The sequence below is a fragment of the Desulfovibrio sp. DV genome (assembly GCF_001936595.1).
Taxonomy (GTDB): Bacteria; Desulfobacterota; Desulfovibrionia; order Desulfovibrionales; family Desulfovibrionaceae; genus Solidesulfovibrio.
This window is the reverse complement of sequence record NZ_MLBG01000040.1, coordinates 1-23,811: the sequence shown is the minus strand read 5'-3', so window position 1 is coordinate 23,811 and position 23,811 is coordinate 1. Positions and strand designations below refer to the sequence as shown.

Sequence of the window (23,811 nt, the reverse complement as noted above, 5' to 3'; positions counted from 1 at the left end):
TATTGCCAACCATGCGGCGTCTTTTTTTCGTTTCTGCCCGGTCTGGCCGGTCTGGCCGTGGGCCTGCTGGCGATCCTGCCGGGTGTCATCGGCCCCGGCCGGGCGCTTGCGGCTGCCGGGCCGGCCATTGCCCTGGAGTCCTGCGGCGCGTTGCTGCGCGAAACCGGGCCGGGCGACGGCTGGCCCGGGGGCAAGGCCGTGCGTCCGGGCCAGACGGTGCTGCCCGGCGACAAGGGTCTTGGCTGCCGGTTTCTCCTGACCGGGGAAGGCGACGGCGGGGGGGTGGCGGAAGCCCGGCTGGCCCGGCCGCTCCCCGGCGGCGACACGGTCGTTGACCGCTGGTTCGTGCCGGTGCGCCGGGGCGAGGCGGCAAGCGCCGTCTATGCCTTTGCCCCGGGCCAGATTGTTCCGGCCGGCGACTGGACCCTGACCCTGGCGGCCGGGGGCGTGGCCCTAGCCGAGGCCCGGTTCCAGGTCGCGGCCGACGAGACGGCCGTGGCGGCCCCCCCGGCGGCGGCTGCCGTCCGGGCGGCGGCCTCTGCCCCGCCTACTCCGGCTTCGCCGCCTGCCGGGGGCGGGGAGGGCGCGCCGGCGGCGGTCCCGGCCGCACCGTCTCCGCCCCCCTCTGCCGGTGCGCCCCCGGCCGTCCCCTTGCCCGCCCCGAAGGCTGCCCCAACGCCTGCTCCTGTGTCCGCCCCGGCCCCGGAGCCACGTGTAGCGTCGGGGCCGGCCGCTGCCGGGCCGCCAACGGCCGGCCCGGCCAAGGGCAAACCGCAAGAGCCTGCCGCCCGGACCCAGGGAGCGGACAAACCGGCCCCGGCCACCGGTTACGTGGCCTTGCAGACCGGACTTTTTGCCGATGCCGACAATGCCACGGCCCAGGCCGTCCGGCTGCGGGCCAGGGGGATGCCGGCCTGTCTGGCCGTTGCCGGCGAGGGGGCCAAACGCCGGTACCGGGTGCTGGCCGGCCGGTTCGGCGACCGCCGGGCCGCGGCCGAGGCCCAGGGCAGGGTGAAGGCCATTCTCGGCCTCGTCCCCCTTGTCTACGCGGTGGACGCGGCCGAGGCGTCCCGGCTGCGCTGCCGGTGAGCGGGGAGGGGAGTGGCATGACGAGGCCCGTGGCCGTGTCCTTCGTGGTGGACGACCACCCGAAATTTCGCCTGCAAAGCGTCAATCTGATCGGCACCCTGCTTGGCACGGGCACGGTCCCGGCCGGGGACGTCTTTGTCCATCTGGTCGGCGGCCATCCGGCCGTCTACCGCGAGTTCCTGGCCGCCGTCCGGGTCAACGTGGTTCCGGTCCGGCCCTACGGCGCGCCCGAATCGCCCTATTGCAACAAGCTCGTGCAATTGCGCTCCAAGGCCCTGGCCGGGGCCGGCTGCGTGGCCTTGCTGGACGCCGACGTGGCCTTTGCCGCCGATCTTTCCGCCGTGCTGCCCGGCTCCGGGGTGCGGGCCAAGACCGTGGACACGCCGTCCCCGCCGCTGCCCCTGCTGCGCGCCCTGCTGCATCAGGCCGGGCTGCCCCGGGACCCGGCGCTGGCCGCGGCGGATTTTGTCCCCGGCGAGACGCTTCGCGGCAACATGAACGGCGGGGTGTGCCTTTTTGATCGCCAGGCCTTTGGCCAAGTCGGGCCGCACTGGCTCAAATGGACCCACTTCACCCTGGCCAACGCCCGCCTGCTTGGCCCCTTTGCCAAACACGCCGATCAGGTCGGCCTGGCCCTGGCCCTGGTCGAACTGGGCCTTGACCCGACCCTGCTTGGGCCGCACATGAATTTCCCCACCCACTTGCGCCCGGCCACCTACCGGCCGGGCCACGACCTCGATCCGTCCATCATCCACTACCACGACCGCCTGGACGACGCCGGCCTGCTCGTGCCGCCGGGCCTGCCCCGGGTGGATGCCGCCGTTTCCCGGGTAAACGCCCTGCTGCGCCCGTTTCACGCCGCCCATCTGCCCCCGGCCCTCCTGGCCGACTGGCGGGAGTCGCGCCGCTGACTGTTTTGTTTGAGCCTTTTGGGAACAAACCCGCCGGAGAAACCCGGCGGGTTTGTTTTTGCGCCCGGTGATGGGGGCAGGGCTAAAGAACGCTGGAGGCGGCGTCGATAATCTAGACAAAGAGGCTCACTTTCCGCAGCGCAATCGAGGGCCCACGATCAGCCGCGGATTGGTAAAAGGGCAAGGACGCCCGCAGCATTCACGGAGGAAACAACCATGTCGCTCGTTATCAATCACAACATGATGGCCGCAACGGCCAGCCGTAACCTGTCCAATTCGTATTCCGCTCTTGCCACGTCCACTCAGCGCCTGTCCTCGGGCCTGCGCATCAACACCGCAGCCGACGATGCGGCCGGTCTGGCCATTCGCGAGCTCATGCGGTCGGACATCGCCTCCATCAACCAGGGCGTGCGCAACGCCAACGACGCCATCTCCATGATTCAGACGGCGGACGGAGCCTTGCAGGTCGTCGATGAAAAGCTCATCCGCATGAAGGAACTGGCCGAACAGGCTTCCACCGGTACCTACACCTCGGATCAGCGTCTGATCATCGACTCCGAATATCAGGCCATGGCCTCGGAAATCACCCGAATCGCCAACGCCACGGATTTTAACGGCATCTATCTGCTCAACGGCAACCTTTCCAGCTCCACCCACTCCGGCTCCGGGCTTAACTCCACCGGCAAGCTCAAGGTGCACTTCGGTTCCAGCAACAACTCGGCCGAAGACTACTACTACGTGCAGATCGGCACCTCCACCGCTTCGGCCCTGGGCCTTGGCGTCGGAGCGGCCACGACGGCGGATGGCCGCAGCATCTCCACCCAGGAGCTGGCGCAGAAGGCCCTGGTTGCCATCCAGACCGCCATTGTCTCCAAGGACAAGATCCGGGCCAACCTGGGCGCGCTGCAGAACCGTCTGGAAAACACCATTTCCAACCTGCAGATCCAGGGTGAAAACCTCCAATCCGCCGAATCCCAGATTTCCGATGTCGATGTGGCGACGGAAATGACCAACTTCGTGCGCAACCAGATTCTCACCCAGTCCGCGGTGGCCATGCTCTCCCAGGCCAACTCCATGCCCAAGATGGCTTTGCAGCTCATCGGCGGCTAGTCCACGTTGCTTCGGTCGGGCCGCCGCCGGCGGCCCGACCATAATTTTGGCATCCCCTTTGCTACTCCGGCGACAAAGACCTGTCGCCCGGAATTAATTTCCGTCAGGGGAACGCTATGACGAGTACCATCAGCGGCTATACGCCGGTCACCACCTCCGGCCAGATCACCTACACCGGTCTTGGCAATGGTACCGATTTCACCCAGCTCATCACCAAGTTGGTGCAGGTCGAGCAGGGTCGCATAACCACCCTGCAGACCTGGAAAAAATCCTGGACCAATAAGCAGGCCGCCTTTCAGGAACTCAACACCGAAATGCTGTCCCTCAAGACCACCCTGGGCAGCATGGACAGCATCAATGAGTTCATGTCCAAGGTTGCTGACTCCACGAATTCGACGGTGGTTTCAGCCGTGGCCGGCGCCGGGGCTGAAAACGGCTCCCACGAACTGGTCGTCAACAAGCTGGCTACGGCCAAGGCCATGGTCACCTCCACCGGCTATGCCAGTGCCACCGTGGACATCAACTCCTCAAGTTCCGACGCGATATTCGCCTATACCTATAAAGGCGTCACCTACTCCAATACTGCCGGGGCCAACTGCACGCTCACCGACCTTGTGAACGTCATTAACAATGCCCCGAACAATCCCGGGGTCAAGGCCAGCATTGCCAACAACGGGTCCCAGTATTATCTGCAACTGCGCGGTATGGATACCGGCTCTACCTCCAGCCTGGTCATAAACGACACCGCAACAACCCTCACCGGTTTCAAAGCCGCCAATTTCGGCACCATCACTTCAAACGCCAGCGCCTTGCTCAAGCTCGACGGCTGGCCCGCAGCCGCTGCGAGCTGGATCACCCGTGAAACCAACAGCATCACGGACCTTGTCACCGGTTTGACGCTGACCCTCAAAGGGACCGGTTCTTCCACCCTGACGACCACGACGGATACTGACGCCATCAAGGAAAAGGTCGAGACATTCGTTAAGCAGATGAATACCGTTCGAACCTTGATTATGGACATCAGCAAGGTTGACAGTTCCACCCAACAAGCGTCACTGCTCACCGGCAACTACGGTATTCAGCTCATAGACACGAATATAAAAAGTGCCGTCGCCGGTATCGGCGTCGGATTTGACTATGACCAGGACAAGTATTCCACTCTTTCTCAACTTGGCATCCTGACCGATGCGGAACAAGGCTCAGCGACGGAAGGCCTTCTCGTCATTGACGACGATGTCTTCGACGCCATCCTGTCGTCAAACGCCGATGCCGTGGCTCAGCTTTTTGCCGCCCAATACGTTGGACGTACGAGTTCTTCTGAATTCTCAGTGACATCTTATATTAAGAATACGACAAAATGCGGCACATATGCTTTGTCGTACACGACAGCGGCTGACGGAAAAATTACCGCAGCCACAATCAATGGCCACCCGGCCACGTTTAACAGCAATTCAAACTTCATCACCGGCCGGGCCGGCTACCCTGAGTCCGGTATTGTCATCAGGGCAATCGACACCACCCCCGGTACGCACACAGGCGAAGTGGCGCTCAAGCAGGGCAAGGCCGGACAGCTCAGCGACCTGCTCGATGAGTTGACCGATGAAACCGACGGCCCCCTGCACATTCTCGATAATAATTATGACGACATCACAGCCATGATCGATGACAAGATCTCCTTTGAGCAACGAAGAATATCCACGTTTGCCGCTAACTTACGAAAACGGTTTGCCAAGGTCGACAGCTTGCTTGGCACCTACAATCAAATGCAGACACAACTTACGTCGGCAGTCGACAAACTCTCTTCAGATTAATTCGTTTTGTCCGATAAGGACGCAAAAGGGGAGAGTTCCATGCAAAGCGCCGTCAAAAATTACATCCAGACCCAGGTCAGCACCACCACCCAGGGCGATCTCGTCATCATGCTGTTTGATGCAGCGCTCAAGTTCCTGCATCGGGCCAAGGAAAAGATCGCCGAGAAAAATTACGCCCAGAAGGGCATCCTTATCTCCAAGGCCCTGGACATTCTCTCCGAGCTTCAGGGCTCGCTCAATGTCAACAAGGGCGGGGAACTGGCTGAACGGTTGCAAAAGCTGTATTTTTTCTGCAGCGCCCGGCTGCTCATGGCCAACCTCAAGATGGATGTGGCCAAGATCGATGAAGTGGTGGGTATCCTAAACGGCCTGCGCGAGGCCTTTAGCGAGGCCAACTCCATGGTGGCCACCAAGGCTGTGCCTTCGTCGGCCACCCAGGTCACCCGGACCGGTGTTTCGGCGGCTGCGACCCTGGGCGGCATCCACTACGGCGGTTCCACCTCGGTCGCTCCTGCGGCCTCCCTGGCTCCCCAGGCTGCGGTCGGCCGCTACGCCGCCACGCCCGCTGCCGCGCGTCCCGGCGTCTCCGCCGTCCCGCGTCCCACCCTGGTGACCCCGGCCATGGTCGCTGCCGCTGCCGCGGTTTCAAACCCGGCCCCGGCTGTCGCCCCTGCGCCCGCTCCTGCCCCGACGGCGGCTGCGCCCCGTCCGGAAGTGTCTGTGGCCTCGGCCACGCCGCCCTCGGCCGGAGCGCTTGGCGTGACGCTCGATGACGGGATGCCGGACGAGGAGCCGCAACCGGTCGAGGAGGCGTCGCGTCCGACCGTGTCGCCGGTGCGCCGGGCCATGGCCGCCTATTCCCAGGGCCGCAGCTGACCCGGCCGGCCGACGGGTTTTAAAGCGCAGGCGGGCGGTCCGGTCCGTTGCCCGGACCAGCGGTCCGGGAGTGAACTGCGGACCGGGATGGTGTCCGGCCGGCCATTGCGGCCCCTCCCCTTGTCCCCCGGCCCGGCCCGCGATACCAAGCCCCATGGACGACTTTTCGCCCGGCAGCCCGCCGCATCCGTTTTTCACCTATTCCGCCGAGGTCCTGTCCTGGCGGCTTGGCCCGCCCCAGGCCGGGACGCCCCCGGCCCCGGCCGACGCACAGGCAACCGGGGTGCGCTGCGGGCGCATCCTGCGGGCCGCGGCCCGGCACCGGCAGGTGGTCCTGCTTGGCCTTGGCAGCGGCGAACTGGCTGCCGCCCTGGCCGAAGAACTGCCATCCGCCACAGCCCTTGCCGTCGTTTCCCTTGCTCCCGAAGCCGCCCAGACCCTGATCGCTGCCGGCCGTCTGCCCTGGCTGGCCCCGGCCGGCCGCTGCCAGTTGGTGGCCGATGCCTCGCCCCAGGCGGCCTGCCACCTGCTCCTGGCCGCCGGATTTACGCCGGACAGCACCCTGGCCACGGTCAATCCCGAGCCGGCCGGCGAACAGGAAGCCAGACGCCTGGCCCTGCTGCGCCGGCTTCTGGCGGCCAGCCGCCTTGTCCCGCCGTCGCCGGACCTGCCCGCCGGAGGGAACCCGGCAACTCTGGCCCTGCTGGCCCGGCCGGAGGAGCCGCAGCTCGAAGCCTTTTTCCTGGCTGCCCGGGGACTGTCCGGACAGGCCGTCATCCTCTGGGACGCGGCCGCCGTTCCCCCGGCCGCTGCAACCGCCCAATTGCTTGCCATGCCGGTCAGGCATCTGGCCCGGCCCCTGCAAAACGATTTCGCGGCCCAGCGCAATGCCCTGCTGGCTGCCTGCCCGCCCGGCTGGGTGCTGTCGCTTGATCCCGACGAGCGGCCCGGCCCGGGATTCGCGGCCAGCCTGGCCCGGATCATGGCCACGCCGGGCCTGGGCGCAGCCTACTTCCCCCGCCTGACCCTCTATCCCGACCCGGGCCGGGCCAAGGTGGGGCATGGCCTGTGGCCGGACTGGCAGTTGCGTCTGTTTCACACCGGGGCCACCCCCGGACCGCGCTATGTGCGGCCCCTGCACGAACGTCTGGAAGGCCTGGCCGGGAGCACCGCCTTGGCCCTGGACGCCCCCATCCTGCACCACAACCGGCTGGTGGCCGACCAGGCCGCCGTCACCGGCAAGCTCGCGGCCTTCAGCCGTCTGCCGGGCGCGGCAGCCCACTGCCTCAGCCTCGACTATCCCAGTCTTCCACTGGAATTTTTCACGGCCCTGGCCCGGCCAGACGGCCCCGGACGGCTGTTCGTCCTGCCGCAATCGGCCTGATACGAGGGTTTTGGCCCCCTGTGTGCCTTGGGCGCGTCGAGGGGCTACACTGAGGCCTGCAGATTTGCGCCCGGCGGCAGCACCGGGACGTTTTGCGAAGGTACATGATGCGCATCACTTGTCCCCAATGCGGTTTTTTCAGGGAATTGCCCGATACCAAGGCTCCGGTGACGCCGACAATGGCCACTTGTCCCAAGTGCCGCCATCGGTTCCGGTTTCGTCCCGACCCCGTCACTGCCGCTCCCGGCAACCACCTCGGCCTTGGCGAGGAGGGCGTTTCCTCGTGGCGTCGGGCCTCTGCAGCCAAACAGGACCGGCAACCGCCAGCCGCTGCCTGGGAACCCATGGACGGGGAAGGGGAAGAAACCCTGCCCCAGGACGTTGCGGATACGGCCGGTGCACCTTTGCCCGACGTCGCCGACGTCGCCAGTGACGCCCTTGCGGACGCCACCTTTGCCCCGCCGCCTTCCCGGCGCGCCCCCCGGGCCGGCCAGTCCGAGGTCTCGGACCAGGACGCCGGGCCGCAAGACGCTGCCGCTCCGGGCGAAGACCCGGATGAATTTGCCCCGCTGAGCCACTGGGCCAAGCCTGTCGAGGCGGACCGCCCGGCCACCCATCAGCGCCACATCGACCCGGCCCGGTCCCGCCCGCCGCGAACCCCGGTCCGCCCGGTCGAACCCGAAGCGCCGCCGGCCCCGGTGGCCTCTTTGGCGCCGAGCGAACCCGAGCCGCAACCGGCCCCCCCGGTCCGTCCGGTCGAGGTTGCACCGCAGCCCGTGACCCCGGCCGCCCCGATTGCCCCGGCCGAACCTGCGCCCCAGGCACCGGTCGAGCCTCCCCAGGCCGTTCGTGCCGCCCCGACGCCGCCGGCCCCCGAGATGCCTGCGCCCCCGGCTGCCGCTGTCGAACCGGACGCGGCCAAGCCAGCGGCGCAACCGCAGCATCTCGACGAAACGCCCGTTGCCGCCGATGCCACCGCCCCGCCCGAGGAGGCCCCGCCGGTCGCCCCAAAGCCCGAAAAAGCCCTGCGCTCCGACGGCGTGCGCGATATCTGGGCCAGGCTCCAGGCCATGGATGACCGCAAGGCCGCCAAGCCCCGGGTCGAGCACCAGCGCCCGGCCGAAGACGAACCGGATGCGCCGGACGAGCCGGTGCGCGAGGCCGTGACCGATCCCATCCCCTGGGAACGCCAGGATGCCTACGGGTTTCTCCCGGGCCTGTTCCTGACGCTGCGCAAAATTTTGTTGCAGCCGATGGATTTTTTCGGAGCCCTGCCCGAAGGCCGGCCCAAGGGCAAAGCCCTGGTCTTTAATCTGCTCATCAGCGAATTTTTGCTGGTGATCGACTTCATGTGGTCGCTTTTCGGCCTTCGCGCCCGCATCGGCAGTCCGGGCGAAGGCGACGCCCTGGGCGCGCTTGGCCACTCGCCGAGCCTGGCCTTCCTGGCCGCCTTGCTCCTGGTGCCGGTGGTGCTTTCCGTTGGCATCTACCTTGACGCCTGGGTCACCCACCTGCTCCTGCTCCTTTTTCGCAGCGCCAAAAAATGGTTTCAACGAGACTTTCCGGGTGCTGTGCTACTCGGCCGCGCCAACGGTCCTTTCCGCCGTGCCCGTGGCCGGCCAGCTCCTGTCGCCTGTGATCCTCATCTGGTACATGGCCTTACAGGCCATCGGGCTGAAAAAATGCCACGAAGCCGCCTACACCCAGACCCTGGCCGCCATCTTCATCAAATGGTCCATCTACCTGTTCCTGCTCCTGGCCATGCTGCAAAGCTTCACCCCGAGCGGATGATCCGACCCCCATCCCCTTGACGCGGCGGCAACGAAACGCGAAAGATCAATACTGACAAAACGGCTTGGTCCTCGCTGCATCGCAAGAGGGCCGCCGGGACGACAGACACGGGGTGGGCCATGTGGACATGGATGCGGGCAAAATGGCGCGCCGTGGCGCAATGGCGACGAAAGGCCAGGGAAATCCATCCCGAAACCTTCCGGGCCATGGCCGGCGAACTGGCCGAACTGGCCGAAGTCGCCTCCAAGATCCGACCGGAGGAACAGGCCTTTCTGCTTAAAATCCGGCGTATCCGCCAGGAAATGCTCGAACTCAGGCAGATGTCGGCGCGTCCGGAATTCCGCCTCCTGCCCCCCAAGAAACGATACGAATTGCGCGAAAGCCTGCTCTCCTCCCGCGAACAGTTGCTCAAAACCCTCTCCGACGCGCCCGTGGTCACCACCACGCGCCAATAACGGGCCAAGCCGCCCAGGATGGAGGTCTCCCCATGTCCCACGCCCCGACCCGTCTCCTCCTCGCGGCCCTGGCCGCCGCCCTGGTCCTGGCTGCCTGCGCCGTTGAACCGAAATTGACCGATAAACACACGGTCTACATCGATTCCTGGACCAAACGGAACAATCCCGAAGTCTACGTCGAACCCCTCAAAGCGCCGCCCGTGCCGGTCTCGGCCCTCATCGTGCCCTTCCAGGTCACCCAGGACATTGCCTACGCCCAGGACCTCGGCGAACAACTCACCCGCGTCGTCTGGCAGACCTGGACCCGCGACCGCGTGTTCCCCAAACTGCTCTACGAAGCCAACTTCAAGACCGCCTCCACCCCCCAGGCCGTGGCCATGGCCCGGAAAATGGGCGTCGATGTGGTCGTGGTCGGCAAATTCACCTACATCATGTCCGGCGGCACCCGGGGCGACTCCAGCGTGTCCTTCACCTTCGACGTCATCGATGCCCAAAGCGGCGAACGCCTCTGGTCCATGGCCCACTCCGGCCTGATGGAGACCGGGCTGACCGAGGATTACGTCATTTTCGCCCGGAAAAACCGGATGCCCGCCGAACCCCTCTCAGCCATCACCGCCACCCTGGCCATGGATATGGGCAGCCCCATCACCAACTGGAACTACGGCTACAAAGCCCCGCCCCCGGCCAACCCCAACCCCGCACCGCCCGCAGTGCCTGCGGCCGGCGCCGGATCGTAGGGACACTCCGCCCAACGTCGCGGTAACGCCGCCACTGTTTACCCCTTGCCTCCAGGTGGGATTCCAAAGGGCTCAGCCCTTTGGCCGCCGGAGGCATCTTCCCTCTTCCCTTCCTCTCCTTACCCAAAAAAGACCGCATCCGCCTTGTTCGGGTTGCCGGCGCGCACGGTATCGGCCAGGGCGTCGAGGGTTGTTTCCATGGCGTCGGGTTCCGGCGGGGTGGGCAGGAGGGGCACGTCGAATTTTTTTGGGTCAAGCGGGGTGAAGGCCAGTTCGTTATTGAGCCGGCAGGCGTCGCCGATGGCGCCGCAGGCGCTTTCCTGTTCCAGGCAGGCGGGGTCCAGGGACTTGTTGAAGCGCAGCATGTCCGAGGGGCATTGGGAGGAGTTGATGGATTCGATCTCGGCGTTGATGTTTTCGGCCACGGTGTGGAGATGGGCGTAGCCGGGCACGGGCATCATGCGGCCGGGCTGTCTGGGATCGGCGGTGTAGCCGCCTTCGTTGTATTGTTTGATTTCCCGGTGCATGGTTTCGTAGCTGCGGCGCAGGGCTTTCCGGTAGCGTCCGGCGGCGGTGAGGGCCATGGGCCGGGCGATGGGACGGAGTTGTTTGGCTGGAGGCAGGGTGGCCGGATCGAGGCCGAGGCTGGCGAGGAAGGCGTCGGCCTGGGGGTGCTCAAGGAGCAGGCGGCGCAGGGTATGGATGGCGTCGACGGCGGGGGCGGCCCGGGCGATGACGCGGTTTCGCAGGGATTCGAAATTTTCCAGGCGCTCGTCGAGGTGGCAGCGGCGAGCGAAGAAGTTGTCGGCCATCTCGGCGAGCACTTCGTGCTTGAGATCGTCAGCGAAGTCGGACCCAATGGTCATGGTTGCGCTCCGGGGCTACGGTTTGCCATGGATTGCTGGTACGCTTTGGGCTGCGCCTTGGCAAGCGGGGGCCATGACAAAGGGCCGGGCTTTCGCTACGTTGGGGGAGCCTGGCAAGGAGGTGCGCCATGGACGCCGATTCCCGTACCCGGGAGGACCTGCTGGCGGAGATTGGGGCTTTGCAGCGGCGGGTGGCTGGTCTTGAGGCTGAGCGCGAGCGGTGCATGGCGATGGAACGGGTTTTGCGCCAGGGCGAGGACCGCTATCGCCGGCTGCTCGAATCGGTGACGGATTACGTCTATACCGTGGTGGTCAAAGACGGCCGGGCGGTGGCCACGGACCATGGCCCCAACTGCGTGGCCGTGACCGGCTATACGGCCGGGGAATACCGCGACAATCCGCTGTTGTGGCTGACCATGGTGCCTGAGGAGGATCGGCCGGCGGTGCTGGATCATGCCGCCCGGTTGCTGGCCGGGGAGGATGCCGGGCCGCTTGAGCACCGCATTGTCCACAAGGACGGCACCATCCGCCATGTGCGAAACACGCCGGTGCTGCACCGCAACACGGCCGGCCGGCTTTTGGCCTATGACGGCATCGTCAACGACATCACCGAGCGCAAACGGGCTGAAGAGCTTTTCACCCGTCTTTCCCTGCACGACGGCCTGACCGGGCTGCCCGGGCGGGCCCTTTATATGGACCGGCTGCGCCAGACCATGGTCCTGGCCGAACGGCACAACGAGCGGGCGGCGGTCTATTTCATCGATCTTGACCATTTCAAGGACGTCAATGACCAGCATGGCCATGAGACCGGGGATGCGGTGCTGTCCCAGACGGCCCAGCGTCTGATCCGTTGTGTGCGGCGTTCCGATACTGTGGCGCGGCTTGGCGGCGACGAGTTTGTGGCGCTGACTCCCGGCATTGGCGAGACGGCCAATGCGGTGGCCATCGCCGAGAAGATGGTGGCGGCCATGCGCGAACCGTTCGAGGTTCGCGGGGTGGTGTGCCGGCTTGGGGCCAGCGTGGGCGTGGCGTTTTTTCCGGACGACGCCAGGCGTGGCGGGGAGCTGTTGCGTCTGGCCGATGCGGCCATGTACGCCGCCAAAAACGCCGGCCGCAACGGCTGGCGCCTGGCCGGCAGTCTGGGGGAAGACTAGGGGGGAGCCCCCTGCCATCACGCAACAAAAGGGGGCCTTGGGGCCCCCTTTGCCGTGGCGCTGGCGGTATCGAAAGGACAGACCGCTAGCCGATGACCCCGAGTACGCGCCACCACCAGTAATCAAGCGGCCACAGGGCAATGATGGTGATGGCGGCGGTCAGGAGGCAAAGCCGCGTCACATCCCGGCCCGGCACGTAGCCGGCCTGGATGGCCACCACCAGCGGCGGGGCCTGATAGGGCAGGATCACCGACGAGAACGCCACCACCTGGGTCATGGCCACGGCCAGGGGCGACCAGCCGACGGCTGCGGCCAGATCCGGCACCAGCGGCGTCATCACCGGCGGCACGCCGGGAAGGGTCACGGCCAGCCCGACCAGGGTGGCGAGGCCCGAGAGCAGCCCGAAGGCCAGTCCCGGGGCCTCGGGCGAAAGCGGCAGGGCGGCAATGGCCATCCGGGCCAGACTGTTGCCCAGGCCGCTGTGGTCGGCCACCGCCCCCAGGCTCACAATGCCGGCCACATAGAAAATCGCCTCGAACCGAAGCGTCCCGAAGGCATTGGCCGGGAGCAGGCCGCTGCCCGGAAACAGGCAGACGAGCGCTGCCAGCATTCCGGTCCAGGCGGCCGGAATGTGGTGCCAGCCGTCGCTGGACCACAAGACGACAGCCAGGGCCAGCACCAGCCCGAGCCGGCGTTGGGCGGCCGTGACCGGACCGCGGTCCGGGGGCGCGCCCGGCGACGGGGCGGCGGCCCGGGGCGTGTCCCGGTAGAGTACGGCCAAAAGCGCAATGAGAATGCCCAGGCGCAAGGCCCCGAGGATGGGGAAGTGGAGCAGGAAATAGGGGCCGTAGGACGGGACCAGTCCGAGGATGGATTCCATGGTGCCGGCCAGGACGTTGTTGGGGATGTTGGCCGGCAGCACGGCCGTGGCCGGCAGATAGGTGCCGAGCAGGCCGCCGATGATGAGCCCGTGGCGGCCCTTGCTGCCCGGATGGTAGCCCAGCCGGTCGGCCAGGGAGGCCAGGATGGGCAGCAGCAGCATGACCCGGCCCATGGCCGAGGGCATGATAAAGAGCATGGCTGCGGAAAAAAGGGTCACCCCGGCCACGGCCCGACTGGAGGAGCGGGTCAGGGCCGGGGCCAGGCGACCGGCCAGACGGTCGCCAAGGCCGGTGTGGCGGATGGCTTCGCCAAGCACGGCCCCGGAAAAGACCAGCCACACAGCCGAGGAGGCAAACCCGGCAAAGACCGTGGCGGCCGGGGCCAGTTTGCCGGCCATGCACAGGGTGAAAAAGATGATGGCCGTCAGCCACGGCGGCAGCCAGCCCGTGGTCCAAAGGCCGATGGCCAGCAGCACCGCCGCCCCGGCCCGGACCTGTGCGCCCGGGGTCCAAAACGGCTGGAGCAGGGCCAGGGCGGTCAGGAGGACGGCGGCCAGGGCCAGCCGCTGGGGCGTGGTCAGGCTGGCGGCGGCAGAAGGGGCGGGTGTCGGCATGGGCGGCTCCGGCTGTTTCGCCTACCATGCGGCAAAGCGGGCGGCCTGCAAAGCCCGGTCTGGAACCTGCGGCCGTCTGGCGACGCTCCATTGCCTTCCTTGTACCCAAACGATACAAGAACAATCAGGCAGAGAACCGAAACCCGGACCCGGTCCGGCCAGGCGGGGGCGACGTGTTCGGCAAACTCGCGCGTGCGGTGAAAGGCTTTTTTTCCGACAATCAGTCGGATGCTCCCCAGGGACTGACCGAAGAGCAGATTCAGACCGAATTCAAGAAACGCTACCACCATTTCAAGCTGCTCTTGACGGCCAACAAAAAGGCCCTGGAACTGATGACCGAGATGGAGGAGGCCTTAAACGGCCACCGTACCTTCGGCATGGCCTTCATTCGCGCCCACTCCACGGCCGTATCGGTCAATGTCTACAAGATCGTCGAGCACCTAAACGCCATTGCTCCGGGCAAATACGCCGAGCTCTACAATCGCATCAAGGACATCCAGCGGCGCATCGGCGAATGTCTGGCCGCCTCCTGCACCCTGGAAACGCCCTTGGATCTGGTCATCCCCATGGGCAAGGCCGGGCGCGATCTGGCCGATCTGGTGGGCGGCAAGATGGCGGGCCTTGGCGAGATCGTGCGCCGTACCGGCCTGCCTGTGCCGCCGGGCTTTGCCATAACGGCCAGGGCCTACCATAGGCTTATCGAGGACAACGACCTCAAGGATGAAATCTACCGCCTGCTCCAGTCGGCCGGCCCGGATGACCAGCGCAACCTGCTGATTTTAAGCTCGCAAATTCGCAACAAGATCACCGAGGCCACCGTGCCGGGCGATGTGGCCTCGGCCATCCTTTCGGCCTACGACGCCTTGTGTGCGCCCTTTGGCCGCAAGGTGCCGGTGTCGCTTCGCAGTTCGGCCCTGGGCGAGGACGAGGCCGGCCAGACCTTTGCCGGCCAGTTTTCGTCCAAGCTCAACGTCGGTCCCGACGACATCCTCCAGTGCTACAAGGAGATCGTGGCCAGCAAGTACAGCCCCCAGGCCATGACCTACCGCTTCAACCGGGGCATCCCGGACGAGGATGTGGCCATGTGCGTGGGCGTCATGGCCATGGTGGACGCGGCCGCCGGCGGGGTCATCTATTCCCGAAATCCCCTGGATATACGCGACGACTCCATCCATATCCACAGTGCCTTCGGCCTGCCCAAGTCGGTGGTCGACGGGTCGGTTGGCACCGACGAGTACGTCTTTGTCCGGGAAACGCCGCCGCGCCTGTCCGAACGCCATATCCGGCAAAAGGACCAGGAGTTCATGTGCCTGCCCGGTGAGGGCGTGTGCCGCACCGAAACGGTTGGCGAGCGGGCCATGGAGCCGAGTATTTCCGATGAGACGGCGGCCTCCCTGGCCGAGGCCACCGTGACCCTGGAAACCATGTACGGCGCGCCGGTCGACGTGGAATGGGCCGTGGATGGGGCTGGAGCCATCTGGTTTCTGCAGTGCCGGGAGTTGGTCCAGCTGCCGAGCCAGTCCGGCGGCGGGGAGAGCCGGGTGCATGGCACGCCGCTTGTGTCCGGCGGGGTGACGGCCAGTCCGGGCGCGGGCTGCGGCCCGGTTTTCGTGGTGCGCCGGGAGGCCGATCTGCTGCGCTTTCCCCGGGGCGGGGTGCTGGTTGCGGTCGAGGCCCCGCCGCGCTACGCCTCGGTGATTGACATGGCTGCGGCCATTGTCACGGAAAAGGGCGGCGCGGCCGGCCATCTGGCCAACGTGGCCCGGGAATTCCGGGTGCCGGCCATCATGGGGCTGGCCGGGGCGACCAGCCTTTTGACCCCGGAGGCCGAGGTCACGGTGGATGCCGACGGTCGGGCGGTCTATCCGGGCCGGCTCCAGGAGTTGCTTGACGAGGCCGCGTCCCAGCGCCAGCCCGCGCCGGAGCGGGTCACGCCCATGCACGCCATTTTGCGCCGGGTCATGGACCAGATCACGCCGCTGCACCTCATTGACCCCAACGTGCCGGCCTTTGCCCCGGAAAACTGCGCCTCGCTCCACGACGTCACCCGGTTTTGCCACGAAAAGTCCGTGACCGAGATGTTCAATTTCGGCCAGGAGTTCCACTTCTCCAAGCGGGCGGCCAAGCAGCTCAAATACAAGGGCACGGCCATGAAGTGGTGGTTTATCAATCTCGACGACGGCTTCACCCACGAAGTGCCGGGCAAGTACGTCAAGCTTGAGGAAATCTGCTCGATTCCGGTAGGGGCCTTGTGGGACGGCATCATCGCCATCCCCTGGCAGGGACCGCCGCCGGTAGACGGCCGGGGTCTCATGTCGATCATTATCCAGGCCTCGACCAACCCGCAACTGGAGGCGGCCTCCCATTCGTCTTTTTCCGAACGCAATTATTTCATGGTCTCGCGCAATTACATGTGCCTCAGTTCCCGCTTCGGCTTCCACTTCTGCACTGTGGAAGCCATGGTGGGCGACCGGCCGTCGGAAAACTACGTGAGCTTCCAGTTCAAGGGCGGGGCAGCGGAATATACCCGGCGTCGCCGCCGGGCCCAGTTCGTGGGCGAGATTTTAGAGATCCAGGGCTTTGTGGCAGAGGTGACTGAAGATGCGTCCTTTGCCCGGGTCAGCGGTGGACCCCAGGCCGAGATGCAGCGGGCGCTCACCGTCATCGGCTACATGCTCATGCACACCCGCCAGCTCGACATGATCATGCACAACGAGCCCATGGTGCAAAACTACAAGCAAAAAATCCTGGACGATCTGGTCACGGTGGTGGGAAGCCCGCTTCATGCCCTCGCCCCGTGTCCGATCCAGGGGGCCGAGGCTGCGGCCGAAGCGGAAACGACCGCATAAACCGCCGGTCGATCCAGTCCTTAAGGGCCATGACCCAGGCTCCTTCGGCCACAAACGGCCCCTTGCGCAAAATCGCCCGGCCGTCGCCGCAGTTTAAAAGCGCCAGATAGTTTTTACCGGTGTCGCTAAAGGCTGTGAGCCGGCCCCCGGTGAGAAAGGCCAGGAGATTTGCAGCCAGGACCGGCCCCTGGCGCACGGCATAGACCCCGGCTCGGGGCAGTGGCCTGGGGCCGAAGTGGATGCAGTCGCCGCCGCCGAAAATGTCGGGATGAACCGGGCTTTGCAGGCAGGCCGAGACGGTCAGGCCGCCGCCCGGCTCGGCCGACAGGCCGCAAGCGGTGAAAAGGCCGGGCGGCCGGGTCCCGGTGGCCACCAGGACGATGTCGCAGACCCGGGCCGTGCCGTCGGAAAAATGGGCCGTTTCCCCGCAAAGCCCGACCATCCGGGCCGGGATGAGGCAAGCCTTGCGCCGGGCAAGCGAGGCTTCGGCCAGGGCGACGGCCCGTCCGGGCCAGCCCGGCAAGAGCCCTCGGGGCGCGGCCACGGCCACGCTCCCCCTGTCCAGCCCGATGGCGTCAAAAAGTCCCAACACCCCCGCCGCCACCTCGAATCCCGCAGCGCCGCCGCCGGCCACCAGCACCCTAACCGCAGCCCCGTCTCGCGCCCGGGCCAGGATGTCCTGGCGGGCCAGAAGCAGATTCTCGATGGGTTTGACCGGATAGAGGGTCGCGCCCGGCTCCCCCGGCCCGAAGGTGACCGGAAAATCCGGCACGACCCGGCTGCCGATGCCGAAGCTGGCCGCGTCATAGGGAACCACCCGCCCGTCCTGGAGAACGATGTGCCGGGCCACCGGGTCGATGGCCGACACCGTGCCCCGGACAAAGGCCCCTCCGGGCCGGTTCAGCCTGGCGGCAATGGGGAAGCGCAGCTCGGACAGGGCGTAGCGGCCGGCCAAAAGGCCCGGCCCCATGCCGGAATAGGCCAGGTACGGCCCCGGGGCGATGCACAGGATGTCGATGCCGGCCGCCTGGAAATCGGCCAGCCGGGCCAGGACCGGCAGATGGACATGGCCGCCGCCGGCCAGGATGAGGCGTTTTGGGCGCATGGCCTGTTCTACGCCAAGGGAGCGGCCACGGGAAGATGGGCGGGGAAAATCGTTTGGGGCGTTAGGAGAAAAGGGGCGGGGAAAGTCTGCGGCGGCCAAGGGGCGCGGCCCTTGGCCCGCCCTTGGGCCAGGCCGGGTCAGTGGCTGGTCGGCCTCGGTTCCGGGCAGGGCCGTTTGGGGACCGGCCCTGCCCTGTCGGAGTGCGGCACGGGCTCGAAAACCCGGGCGGCACGCCAGGAATCGCCAGGCCGCAGCCTCAGTTGAAGCGGCTCAGTCTTCGGTCCCGGGCGGCAGGCAGCCCAGGCGGTGCAGTTCGGCCATGATGGATTTTTCGTCCACCGGCTTTTGCAGAAACGAGGTCGCCCCGCCAAGATACATGGCATTGTGGGTGTCCTCGCCGTCTTCGAGCACCGAGGTGATGACCACCTTGCAGCAGGTGTCCTGGGTGAGGCCGAAATCTTTTTCGATTTCGCGGATTTCCTTGAGCGCCCGGGGACCGTCGATGACCGGCATGAGCAGGTCCATGAAGACCAGCCCGTAGGGCTTGCCGTCTTCCAGGGCCTTCTGGAAGACCATGATGGCGTCCTCGCCGTTCACGGCGGCGTCGCACTGTGCGTAAGGGTGCAGAATGTATTCAAGAAAGCTTCTGCTGTAAAAATCGTCATCGACAATAAGCGCCCTCATGATTCCTCCGGCGGGGTGGATGTGCGGGAAACGTCGAGGGTTGATGATAGACGGCCGACTGGTTTTCTAGCGGTCGCCCGCCCTACCTGTCAAGGAGAGCTAACTTCTAGTCGTTTTTAAGAATCGTCGAGTAATTACCGGCACAGTGGCAATCCGTGTCGTAGCGGCGCACGTAATCGAGCCGGCTGCGCAGACAGCTCACCACCCCGTCCCGGAAGACCACCCATATTCGGCCGTAGCTGGCGCAGAGATAGCTCTCCGGTCCAAGGACGGCCTGTTTGACCGTGGCCGGATTGCCGAGCAGCTCCTTGACCTGGGTAATCGACATGCCCGGCATCAGCCGCCGCTCGGCAAAGGCGGCGTCCTCACGCATGTCGTGCTCCATTTCCCTGGCCCGGAATTCGCGGTCCGCGCCAAAGGGCACGGCAGCCATGCGGGCCTCGCCGGCCTGCCGGTCGCGCACCGCGGTTTCAGCCAGGGCGGCGGCGCGCAGTTCGGGATTGCCGGCAAAGGCGGCCAGCCGCTGCTCCAGCGTGCCGGGTTCGATCTCGGCCCGAAGGGTCAGGCGCACGGCCAGCCCGTCAGGCGTCGGGCGCACCTCCTCGTCGGCCACGGACACGGTCAGCAGGCTGTCGGCAAAGGCCCGCAGGTCAGGCGGCGCCACTTTGGTCCGGGCCACGGCCGGATCAGCCCCGAGCTGGGCCGCGGCATTGTCGAGCAGCCGGCCCCGGGCCTGATAGCGGCACAGCCGCTTGGCCTGGCCCTGGTCGATGTGGGGACCGTAGAAGCAGGTGGTGGCGGCGGACAGGACCCGGGCGTCGGAAACCTGACGCCGCACTTCCGGGCTGTCCGGGCCGGGGGCGGTTGGCTCAGGCCCGGCCGGGGCCGGTTGCCGGGACGCCGGCGCAGCCGACAGGCCGGGCTGCGCCTCCGGCGGCGGCCCATAGGTCGATGCCGCCGGCCGCCTGTTCGTCCGGAACGTGTCTTGGGCCAGGACCGGAAATGACAGGCCGGCAATGGCCAGCAGCCCGGCCAGGAGTGTGAAAAACGGTTTGGGCATGGCGCCTTCCTGGGTTTGCCGGATGGGCAAGCAAAAATGGTTCCAAGAGGGTTTTTGAAGAGGTTTTACGTGGAAGAGGCCTCCGGCGGCCGGGAGAACGGGGGAAGCGGGAGAATGCCTCCGGCGGCCAAAGGGACTGACACCCTTTGGAAACCCACAAGGGGTGCATGTGATCTGACCCGGCGCGCCGTCACGTCGACGAGCGGAAGTCGCGCAGGAAAAGGGGCCGGGGTCGTAACCGTTGCTGCTCGCGCGCTTGTTGCCGCGCCCGTTTGCCCGTCCCTGAAGCCACTGTCGGTTCCTGCGGCACAGTGCAAAAAAAGGCGCGACCGGTTTCCCGGCCGCGCCTTTTGCGCTTGCGCAAAGCCCCGGGCAGGCGGGCTACTTCTTGGCCGGCACGTGGCAGTCGCCGCAGGTGACCGGACCCTTCTTCTTGTCCATGTGGCAGCCCATGCACTGGCGGTGAAAGGCCCGCATGAGCGGCGTCTTGCCGGGCGCGGCCACGGCGGTGTGGCAATCCGAGCAGGGGATGCCCGCGGTGTCGGCGCTGGGGTCGCGCTTGCCGTCTTTTTCGCCGTGGTGGCAGGCCGTGCAGTCGGACAGCCCGGCTTTTTCGTTATGGGCGTCGTGGGCAAAGGCCGCCGGCGGCCGGGTGGTTTTTTTAAACCCTTCGGTCGGCACGGTGGTCATGTCCTGCTGGCTCATGGCCGGAGCCGCCAGGAGGACGGCGGCGACAAGGACCAGCAGCGCCAGGGGCATAAGGGGTGATCGTTTCATGTCGGTTTCTCCTGCGCGCCGGGTTACTCGGCCTCGGGCTTCTCCATGAGTTCATAGATGAGGTCGCCCAGGAACTTGGTGTGCATTTCCAGGCCGAACTTGCTGATGATATCGTCCAGGCCGCCATGGCAGTTGTGGCAGGGGGCGATGCACCAGTGGACGCCGGTGGCCTTGAGCTGTTCGGCCTTGATGGAGTTGCCGACGATGCGGACATTTTTAAACGGAGGCCCGCAGTTGATGACGCCGCCGCCGGCGCAGCAGCACAGGTTGTGCTCGCGGTTGGGGGACATCTCCACCACGTTGTCGCACAGGAAGTGGACCACCTCGCGCAGCTTGTCCATGAGGCCGCGGCCCCGGATGATGTTGCAGGGGTCATGGATGGTGACGGGGTCGGCAAACTTGTGGGTCAGCTTGATGCGGCCTTCCTGGATGAGCTGCCAGAAGAATTCCACGGAGTGGACCACCGGCACGGGATGCCATTTCCAGCCGAGCCAGCGGTTGCCGACGTCGTAGACGGCCCGGAAGGCGTGGCCGCACTCGCCCATGACGATGCGCTTGACGCGCAACCGCTGGGCCGCTTCGTAATGGGCGCGCTCGATTCTGGCCATGATTTCCGAGTCGCCGGTGAACATGGCCATGTTGGAGTTGTCCCAGCCCGGGGTGGCGGGCATGGTCCAGGATACGCCGGCGGCGTGGAAGATGGCCGCTGCCTGATAGATGAGCTGGGTGCGGAACTTGGGTTCCGGGGCGATGACGGAGTACATGAAGTCCGCGCCCTCGACATCGAGCGGAATGCGCAGCCCCGGGAATTCCTCGCGGGCTTCCTCTTCCTGCCACTGCAGGGTGTCGGGCCATTCGTCGTCCTTGACCCACATCTGGTTCATGGTGGCCGAGTGGCTGTGGGCGGTGTCCTGGATGTACTGGGGGGTGACGCCGAGCTTGTGGCACAGGCGTCTGACGACGCTTATGATGTAGCCGGTGTCGATGCCCAGCGGACAGTAGTGGATGCAGCGGCGGCAGAGGTTGCACTCGGTATAGGCGACCTGGGCGCATTGGTAGATCAGTGCGGGATCGACCTTGCCGTCGTTGTCAAACAACCGCCACATGGTCTGGCTGACCTTGGCCACCGGGGTGTAGCTCGGGTCTTTGTGCGACAGGTAATAGTGGCAGGCCTTGGCGCACATGCCGCAGCGCACGCAGGTTTCCATGTAGGTCTTCATCCGCGCGCCGCATTCGCCGGCCACGAGTTCCTTGAAGACTTTCTGTATTTTTTCCGGGGTCAGGCGGTCGACGCCGCGTCTGAGCCCCACGTCCTCGATAAGACGATCGGCAATGGTGTTCATGACATCCTCCGGCGGTTACCAGTCCTTGGCGTGTCTGACGGACCCGAATTCCGAGGCGATGTAGCCGCGGCTGAAAAATCCGAACAGCATGTGGGAAAGCCTCGTGAACGGGATGGCGACGAGCATGGCCTCGCCGCACAGGATGTGCAGCGTGGTCACGACGAGGTTGTCGCCGATACGGTGATAGGCCAGGACGCCGGTCAGAAAGGTCGCGCCGACCAGGGCCAGCACCAGCCAGTCGTGGGTGCGGGTGATGAAGCGGACTTCCGGGACGGCCAGACGCCGCCACAGGAAGTAGAGGCAGGCGAGAACGACAACGATGGACAAGGCGTCGGCCACGTCGCCCGGCAGGGCCGGCCAGGACCAGCCGCGGAAGGTGTCGAACAGGGCGATATGGCCCATGAGGAACAGGGGCACCAGGAACAGGCAGATGTGGAAGGCAAAGGTGACAACGGTGATGCCGGGGTTTTCCCGCCACCCGAGCGCCCCGAACGGGGTGATCCAGTGGGCCAGGGATTTCAGGGCATGGGGCCAGCTGATGTAGGCCACAAACGAGGCGTCTTTTTTGAACGCCAGGGCGCGCATGGCCATGAGCCGGTAGGCCGAGCCGAGGATGAACAGGGCAAACGCCAGCCAAGCCAGGGGGCCGACGGCGAGATCAAACAGGGCGTGCATGGAGAACCTCCTAGCCGGTGAAGGCGGCGACCGGGGCCACGATGCGGTGACACTTGCCATCAGCCACGGCCCGGATGAGCACATGGGTGCCGTCCGGGGAAAAGGCCGGGGCAAAACACTTGTCAAAGCTCTTGGGATAGGCCTTGCCGTCCACCACCACGGTCTGACGGCCGGCTTTCTCCACGGCCACGGCCAGATGGGCGGCGTCAGGGCTCCATACCGGGGGGAAGGCCATGTCGTAGCGGCCGTCCCAGACCTTGCCGTCGCACAGGATGGCGAAATCCGTATTGTGGTTGCTGGCCAGGGCGGCGAAGCGGTTGCCCACCGGGCTCGGGGTCAGGTCGGTCACCACCGGGAAGACGATGCCCCAGGGGGTGTTGTCCACCACCACGGTGAAGTCGCCGAAGCTGACGGCGGCGATGGCCGCGAGCTTGGATCCGTCGGGCGAAAAGGCCTGATGCCACAGTTGGCCGTAGCGGATGTCCCAGGCCATGGCGTCGTCAATGGCCATGCCCCAGGCTCCGGCCTTGCGCACCGGTGCAGCCACCGCTCCCGTGGCCGGGTTGAACACCGGGCCCCAGGCGCAGGCATAGGAGCCGGTCCAGGCCTTGCCGTTGACGGCAATGGAATAGTCGTACAGAGAGCGGCGGATGGTTGTGGCGACATTTTTCCCGGCCGGATCAAAGGTCGGAGCCCAGCAGTTGACGAAAATCGAGTCCCAGGCCACTCCATTTACGGCCACGCTGAAAATGCCTTCCTGGAAGGCCGCGATGTCGGCCTGGGCCGGGGCCTTGACCTGGACCACGGCGGCGGAGGCGGCTCCGTCACGCGAGAGCGTCACCTGGTTGGCGTTGTCGAAGAGTTCTTCCCAGGGCGTGCCGTTGATGGACAGGCCGTACTTGCCGTCCTGCTGGATCGGCGCGGCAATGATGTCGCCTTTGGCCGAGAAGAGCGTGTTCCAGATGTAGGCGTACTGCTCTTCCCAGGGTTCGCCGTCCACCACCATGGTCCATTCGCCGTCGGTCTGGCCAAGGACCGTCAGGCGGCCATCGGGCGAAAACCGGGGATACCAAACCTTGTCAAAGGTCGCTTCCCAGACTTCGCCGTTGACCGCCACGGAAAACGCGGGATCAGGCAGGGCTGCGACCATGGCCACGCGCTCGCCGTCGGGCGAGACGTGGGGTTCCTCCAACCATTCGTATTCACGGGAGCATTGCCGCATATCGTCGAGAACGACGCGGGCGCCCGGCGTGAAATCCCAGGACTGCGCGAAGGACATATCGACCTCCTTGACGGGTGGAAGGCACACAGGGCAGGCGTCCGGGATCGCACACCCTGGCTAGGGAAACAGACATTGTGAACTCCCGCACGTTAGTCACGATTTGCCGACGAAGTCAAGGGGGCATTTTTTAAATACATCTAGTAAAACTGCGGGATATGACGCTCCAAGGTAGGAAATTCCACCATGCGAAGACCGGGATTACTCTCCTTCTCCGATCAAATTGGTGCGGTCTTGGCCGCCCCTGTGCTCCTGGCGCTGCTGCTCACCGCCGTCCCCCAGGTCGTCCGGGCCGCCGCCCCCGAACCCTGGCTGCCGCCGGCCCGGCCCGAGGCCGCGCCCCTGCCGCGGTCGGCCCGG

Annotated in this window: 20 protein-coding genes; 11 read left to right on the top strand and 9 right to left on the bottom strand. The window is 66.0% G+C overall.

Annotated features, from left to right (window positions below):
• The first annotated feature begins 57 nt into the window (after window positions 1-57).
• The 9 genes from DVDV_RS10685 to DVDV_RS10645 all read left to right on the top strand — a co-directional run bounded on the left by DVDV_RS10685 (window position 58) and on the right by DVDV_RS10645 (window position 10,164).
• Entirely contained in the window at window positions 58-1,089 is a 1,032-nt protein-coding gene (locus DVDV_RS10685) for an SPOR domain-containing protein (RefSeq protein WP_139311589.1), read from the top strand.
• Window positions 1,090-1,106: 17 nt separating this feature from the next.
• Complete coding sequence (locus tag DVDV_RS10680; RefSeq protein ID WP_075354658.1) at window positions 1,107-2,000, top strand: hypothetical protein; 894 nt, start codon at window positions 1,107-1,109, stop codon at window positions 1,998-2,000.
• 216 nt (window positions 2,001-2,216) lie between these two features.
• On the top strand, window positions 2,217-3,110 hold the full coding sequence (locus tag DVDV_RS10675; RefSeq protein WP_075354657.1) for a flagellin: 894 nt from the start codon (window positions 2,217-2,219) through the stop codon (window positions 3,108-3,110).
• Window positions 3,111-3,226: 116 nt separating this feature from the next.
• Entirely contained in the window at window positions 3,227-4,921 is a 1,695-nt protein-coding gene (gene fliD, locus DVDV_RS10670; protein ID WP_075354656.1) for a flagellar filament capping protein FliD, read from the top strand.
• Window positions 4,922-4,960: 39 nt separating this feature from the next.
• Window positions 4,961-5,797, top strand: a complete 837-nt coding sequence (gene fliS, locus DVDV_RS10665; protein WP_075354655.1) for a flagellar export chaperone FliS — start codon at window positions 4,961-4,963, stop codon at window positions 5,795-5,797.
• Between the two features lie 154 nt (window positions 5,798-5,951).
• On the top strand, window positions 5,952-7,181 hold the full coding sequence (locus tag DVDV_RS10660) for a hypothetical protein (protein ID WP_075354654.1): 1,230 nt from the start codon (window positions 5,952-5,954) through the stop codon (window positions 7,179-7,181).
• A gap of 104 nt (window positions 7,182-7,285) precedes the next feature.
• Window positions 7,286-8,992 carry a zinc-ribbon domain-containing protein gene (locus DVDV_RS23905; protein ID WP_368482917.1) on the top strand — a complete coding sequence of 569 codons (1,707 nt, stop codon included), beginning with the start codon at window positions 7,286-7,288 and terminating at the stop codon, window positions 8,990-8,992.
• A 99-nt stretch (window positions 8,993-9,091) separates the two neighbouring features.
• Window positions 9,092-9,427, top strand: coding sequence for a hypothetical protein (locus DVDV_RS10650; protein WP_075354653.1), 336 nt, complete (start codon window positions 9,092-9,094; stop codon window positions 9,425-9,427).
• 32 nt (window positions 9,428-9,459) lie between these two features.
• Entirely contained in the window at window positions 9,460-10,164 is a 705-nt protein-coding gene (locus tag DVDV_RS10645; protein WP_075354652.1) for a hypothetical protein, read from the top strand.
• 119 nt (window positions 10,165-10,283) lie between these two features.
• On the opposite strand, the gene DVDV_RS10640 is transcribed toward DVDV_RS10645, so the two are convergent.
• On the bottom strand, window positions 10,284-11,030 hold the full coding sequence (locus DVDV_RS10640) for a hypothetical protein (RefSeq protein WP_075354651.1): 747 nt from the start codon (window positions 11,028-11,030) through the stop codon (window positions 10,284-10,286).
• A gap of 128 nt (window positions 11,031-11,158) precedes the next feature.
• On the opposite strand from DVDV_RS10640, the gene DVDV_RS10635 reads away from it, so the two are divergent.
• A complete protein-coding gene (locus DVDV_RS10635) occupies window positions 11,159-12,184 on the top strand; it encodes a sensor domain-containing diguanylate cyclase (protein ID WP_075354650.1) in 1,026 nt (341 codons plus the stop codon).
• A gap of 85 nt (window positions 12,185-12,269) precedes the next feature.
• Here DVDV_RS10635 and DVDV_RS10630 read toward each other — a convergent pair whose 3' ends face one another.
• Entirely contained in the window at window positions 12,270-13,679 is a 1,410-nt protein-coding gene (locus DVDV_RS10630; RefSeq protein WP_075354649.1) for an SLC13 family permease, read from the bottom strand.
• 173 nt (window positions 13,680-13,852) lie between these two features.
• Here DVDV_RS10630 and DVDV_RS10625 point away from each other — a divergent pair, with 173 nt between their 5' ends.
• The gene (locus tag DVDV_RS10625) at window positions 13,853-16,528 is read left to right on the top strand and encodes a PEP/pyruvate-binding domain-containing protein (RefSeq protein ID WP_075354648.1); all 2,676 of its coding nucleotides are present in this window, start codon (window positions 13,853-13,855) and stop codon (window positions 16,526-16,528) included.
• Here the strand turns inward: DVDV_RS10625 and DVDV_RS10620 are convergent.
• From DVDV_RS10620 to tmcD, 7 genes are all read right to left on the bottom strand, one after another.
• The gene (locus DVDV_RS10620; RefSeq protein WP_075354647.1) at window positions 16,440-17,633 is read right to left on the bottom strand and encodes an NAD(P)/FAD-dependent oxidoreductase; all 1,194 of its coding nucleotides are present in this window, start codon (window positions 17,631-17,633) and stop codon (window positions 16,440-16,442) included. The genes DVDV_RS10625 and DVDV_RS10620 overlap by 89 nt on opposite strands.
• Window positions 17,634-17,903: 270 nt before the next feature.
• On the bottom strand, window positions 17,904-18,317 hold the full coding sequence (locus tag DVDV_RS10615) for a response regulator (RefSeq protein ID WP_075354646.1): 414 nt from the start codon (window positions 18,315-18,317) through the stop codon (window positions 17,904-17,906).
• Window positions 18,318-18,423: 106 nt separating this feature from the next.
• Window positions 18,424-19,377 carry a hypothetical protein gene (locus DVDV_RS10610; protein WP_075354645.1) on the bottom strand — a complete coding sequence of 318 codons (954 nt, stop codon included), beginning with the start codon at window positions 19,375-19,377 and terminating at the stop codon, window positions 18,424-18,426.
• Window positions 19,378-19,758: 381 nt separating this feature from the next.
• Window positions 19,759-20,154, bottom strand: coding sequence for an acidic tetraheme cytochrome c3 TmcA (tmcA, locus tag DVDV_RS10605; RefSeq protein ID WP_075354644.1), 396 nt, complete (start codon window positions 20,152-20,154; stop codon window positions 19,759-19,761).
• 23 nt (window positions 20,155-20,177) lie between these two features.
• Window positions 20,178-21,497 carry an electron transfer complex ferredoxin TmcB gene (gene tmcB / locus DVDV_RS10600; protein ID WP_075354643.1) on the bottom strand — a complete coding sequence of 440 codons (1,320 nt, stop codon included), beginning with the start codon at window positions 21,495-21,497 and terminating at the stop codon, window positions 20,178-20,180.
• A gap of 15 nt (window positions 21,498-21,512) precedes the next feature.
• The gene (tmcC, locus tag DVDV_RS10595) at window positions 21,513-22,172 is read right to left on the bottom strand and encodes a TmcC family electron transfer complex membrane anchor subunit (protein ID WP_075354642.1); all 660 of its coding nucleotides are present in this window, start codon (window positions 22,170-22,172) and stop codon (window positions 21,513-21,515) included.
• Window positions 22,173-22,182: 10 nt separating this feature from the next.
• Window positions 22,183-23,451, bottom strand: a complete 1,269-nt coding sequence (gene tmcD / locus DVDV_RS10590) for an electron transfer complex subunit TmcD (protein ID WP_075354641.1) — start codon at window positions 23,449-23,451, stop codon at window positions 22,183-22,185.
• Window positions 23,452-23,811: the final 360 nt, after the last annotated feature.

Excerpts from the sequence above, each read along its gene's own strand:
- DVDV_RS10680 (WP_075354658.1), top strand. The coding sequence starts at position 1,107 with ATGACGAGGCCCGTGGCCGTGTCCTTCGTGGTGGACGACCACCCGAAA.
- DVDV_RS10675 (WP_075354657.1), top strand. The coding sequence starts at position 2,217 with ATGTCGCTCGTTATCAATCACAACATGATGGCCGCAACGGCCAGCCGT.
- fliD (WP_075354656.1), top strand. The coding sequence starts at position 3,227 with ATGACGAGTACCATCAGCGGCTATACGCCGGTCACCACCTCCGGCCAG.
- fliS (WP_075354655.1), top strand. The coding sequence starts at position 4,961 with ATGCAAAGCGCCGTCAAAAATTACATCCAGACCCAGGTCAGCACCACC.
- DVDV_RS10660 (WP_075354654.1), top strand. The coding sequence starts at position 5,952 with ATGGACGACTTTTCGCCCGGCAGCCCGCCGCATCCGTTTTTCACCTAT.
- DVDV_RS23905 (WP_368482917.1), top strand. The coding sequence starts at position 7,286 with ATGATGCGCATCACTTGTCCCCAATGCGGTTTTTTCAGGGAATTGCCC.
- DVDV_RS10650 (WP_075354653.1), top strand. The coding sequence starts at position 9,092 with ATGTGGACATGGATGCGGGCAAAATGGCGCGCCGTGGCGCAATGGCGA.
- DVDV_RS10645 (WP_075354652.1), top strand. The coding sequence starts at position 9,460 with ATGTCCCACGCCCCGACCCGTCTCCTCCTCGCGGCCCTGGCCGCCGCC.
- DVDV_RS10640 (WP_075354651.1), bottom strand. The coding sequence starts at position 11,030 with ATGACCATTGGGTCCGACTTCGCTGACGATCTCAAGCACGAAGTGCTC.
- DVDV_RS10635 (WP_075354650.1), top strand. The coding sequence starts at position 11,159 with ATGGACGCCGATTCCCGTACCCGGGAGGACCTGCTGGCGGAGATTGGG.
- DVDV_RS10630 (WP_075354649.1), bottom strand. The coding sequence starts at position 13,679 with ATGCCGACACCCGCCCCTTCTGCCGCCGCCAGCCTGACCACGCCCCAG.
- DVDV_RS10620 (WP_075354647.1), bottom strand. The coding sequence starts at position 17,633 with ATGCGCCCAAAACGCCTCATCCTGGCCGGCGGCGGCCATGTCCATCTG.
- DVDV_RS10615 (WP_075354646.1), bottom strand. The coding sequence starts at position 18,317 with ATGAGGGCGCTTATTGTCGATGACGATTTTTACAGCAGAAGCTTTCTT.
- DVDV_RS10610 (WP_075354645.1), bottom strand. The coding sequence starts at position 19,377 with ATGCCCAAACCGTTTTTCACACTCCTGGCCGGGCTGCTGGCCATTGCC.
- tmcA (WP_075354644.1), bottom strand. The coding sequence starts at position 20,154 with ATGAAACGATCACCCCTTATGCCCCTGGCGCTGCTGGTCCTTGTCGCC.
- tmcB (WP_075354643.1), bottom strand. The coding sequence starts at position 21,497 with ATGAACACCATTGCCGATCGTCTTATCGAGGACGTGGGGCTCAGACGC.
- tmcC (WP_075354642.1), bottom strand. The coding sequence starts at position 22,172 with ATGCACGCCCTGTTTGATCTCGCCGTCGGCCCCCTGGCTTGGCTGGCG.
- tmcD (WP_075354641.1), bottom strand. The coding sequence starts at position 23,451 with ATGTCCTTCGCGCAGTCCTGGGATTTCACGCCGGGCGCCCGCGTCGTT.